Below are 2,623 nucleotides of genomic sequence, written 5' to 3' on the forward strand. Positions count from 1 at the left end.
CGAGCCTTCCAGGCTCACGGCCAGCAGCTTCTGCGCCTCGACGGCGAATTCCATTGGCAGCTCCTTCAATACGTCCTTGCAGAACCCGTTGACGATCAGGTTGACCGCGTCCTCTTCCTTCAAGCCGCGCTGGCGGCAGTAGAAAAGCTGGTCCTCGGCAATCTTGGATGTCGTCGCCTCATGGCCGATCTTCGCCGTCGGGTTGCGGCTTTCAATATAGGGCACGGTGTGCGCACCGCACTGGTCGCCGATCAAAAGACTGTCGCACTGAGTGAAGTTGCGTGCCCCGGCGGCGCGTGGCAGCACGCGCACCAGGCCGCGATAGGTATTGTTCGACCGCCCGGCGCTGATCCCCTTCGACACGATCGTGCTGCTGGTGTTCCGCCCGATATGGATCATCTTGGTGCCGGTATCCGCCTGCTGGCGATTGTTGGTCACCGCGACCGAGTAGAACTCGCCCACGCTGTTATCGCCCTCCAGCACGCACGACGGATACTTCCACGTGATCGCCGAGCCGGTCTCGACCTGGGTCCACGAGATCTTGGCCCGCGCGCCCCGGCAGGCGCCACGCTTGGTGACGAAATTATAGATGCCGCCACGGCCTTCGGCATCGCCGGGATACCAGTTCTGCACGGTGCTGTATTTGATCTGCGCGTCGTCCAGCGCCACCAGCTCGACCACGGCGGCATGAAGCTGGTTCTCGTCGCGCATCGGCGCGGTGCAGCCTTCCAGGTAGCTGACGTAGCTGCCGACATCGGCAATGATCAGCGTGCGCTCGAACTGGCCGGAGCTGCGCGCATTGATACGGAAATAGGTGGATAGCTCCATCGGGCAGCGCACGCCCTTCGGCACATAGACGAAGCTGCCGTCGGTGAACACTGCGCTGTTCAGCGCAGCGAAAAAATTGTCGCCGATCGGCACAACGCTGCCCAGGTACTTGCGCACTAGCTCCGGATGGTCCTGCACGGCCTCGCTGATCGGGCAGAAGATCACGCCAGCCTTCTTCAGCGTCTCGCGAAAGGTGGTCGCCACCGAGACGCTGTCGAACACCGCATCCACCGCCACATTGCTTTCGCCCTGTTCCACCCCAGCCAGGATGGCGCGCTCCTTCAGCGGGATGCCGAGCTTCTCATACGTGGCGAGCAACTCCGGATCGACCTCGTCCAGCGACTTCAGCCCCGCCTTCTTCTTGGGCGCGGCGTAGTAGTGGATGTCCTGATAGTCGATCGGTGCATGCCACACCTTGGCCCAGTGCGGCTCCTGCATCTGCTGCCACCCGGCAAACGCCTTCAGCCGCCACTCCAGCAGCCAGGCGGGTTCCTGCTTGCGCGCGGAGATCAGCCGGATGGTATCCTCATTCAACCCCTTGGGCGCGAGGTCCATCTCGATATCGGTCTCGAACCCCCACTTGTAGCCGCCCTGGGTGACGGACTGGACGGTCTCGAGCGTCTCGGTAACGGCGGGCATTTTGCGTCCTATTCGGCAACGGAGATTGGGGCGCGGACCGGCGTGCGGAACGCGCGCGGGATCGACGCCTCCTGCATGTCGGCCAGCGTGATGTTGGTCAGCGCCTGCTGGATCGCGTCGTTCACCGGGTCCCAGCGGCCGCGCATCGGGCAGATGCCCTCCACATCGCAACCGCCGGCCGCCCCCTCCACGCACGCCGTGAGCGCGATCGGCCCGTCGATGGCGGCGATCACGTCGGCAATCGGAACGGCGGCGAGTGGCCGCATCAGCCGATACCCCCCGTGCGCACCGCGCTGGGAGGCAACAAGGCCGCCACTGGCCAGTGCCTTCAGCACCTTGGCCACGGTGGGCTCGGGAATTCCGGTGGCCGCCGAGATGCGGGGCGAAGTCTGCACGCCATCCCCGCGCGACAACCGAACCAGCACCACCACGGCATAGTCGGTCAGCTTCGACAGCCTAAGCATGGCAGCGAACCCCAGCGGCAAACGATGCGGTTTAACAGGACTGATTGGGTCCTGATTGGCGACAGATGGCCCGTCCGGGCTGCTGCGTCAAGTGCTTGACGGGGTCCAACGGCACACGGCCGTACGCGTCGTGCTGTGAAGTAGCTCACAGCGGCGCCCCACCGCATCTGACTAACGTCAAATCTCCTGCTGCGCCAGAGGCTCCGGGAGCCCGGCAGAGGACAATCCCATACACGGAGGACACTATGCCAAACCTTGACCCGACCGCGCGCGCTGACGAGGCGGAGAAGATCCGCATCGACGCAGCACACGCCGAAAAGCATGTGCAGGCGCAAGCCAGCAATAACGACGAAACCCGCTATCCGGCCAAATGGGGCAACTATTCCAAGGGCCTGGCCCATGACGCCAAGGGCGATGTGAACCCACAGTCCTACGCCAGCATGCTCCTTGCACTGAGTACCGGCATCCCCGCGGATTTCGAGAATATCCAGTTGGGCGGCGACGTTCCACTGGTCGATCCACAGTCTGGCCTCGCCTACACGCTTGAAGGCGGCGATCCGGAGTCGTTCGCCTTACCACCGGCGCCGCAACTGGCCAGCACCTGGCGCGCCGGCGAGGCGGTGGAGGACTACTGGATGGCGTTGCTGCGGGACGTGCCATTCAGCGCATACGAAACCAATGCGTTGGCGCAG

The 2,623-nt window shown here is 64.0% G+C and carries 3 protein-coding genes; 1 reads left to right on the forward strand and 2 read right to left on the reverse strand.

Translation table 11 applies throughout. The annotated features are described in order from the left end of the window. Window positions 1-1,467: Fe-S cluster assembly protein SufB (gene sufB / locus VME63_RS17550; RefSeq protein WP_414648289.1), on the reverse strand; the 1,467-nt coding region annotated here is incomplete at its 3' end. Window positions 1,468-1,475: 8 nt separating this feature from the next. Next, window positions 1,476-1,931, reverse strand: coding sequence for an SUF system Fe-S cluster assembly regulator (locus tag VME63_RS17555; protein ID WP_325434720.1), 456 nt, complete (start codon window positions 1,929-1,931; stop codon window positions 1,476-1,478). Between the two features lie 245 nt (window positions 1,932-2,176). Between VME63_RS17555 and VME63_RS17560 the strand changes: the two genes are divergently transcribed. Further along, a partial coding sequence (locus VME63_RS17560) for a hypothetical protein (protein ID WP_325434722.1) occupies window positions 2,177-2,623 on the forward strand: 447 nt, incomplete at its 3' end.

The sequence above is a fragment of the Dyella sp. genome (assembly GCF_035503745.1).
In the GTDB taxonomy this organism is placed as follows: domain Bacteria; phylum Pseudomonadota; class Gammaproteobacteria; order Xanthomonadales; family Rhodanobacteraceae; genus Dyella_B.

Coding starts and splice junctions, on each gene's coding strand:
- VME63_RS17555 (WP_325434720.1), bottom strand. CDS start 1,931: ATGCTTAGGCTGTCGAAGCTGACCGACTATGCCGTGGTGGTGCTGGTT.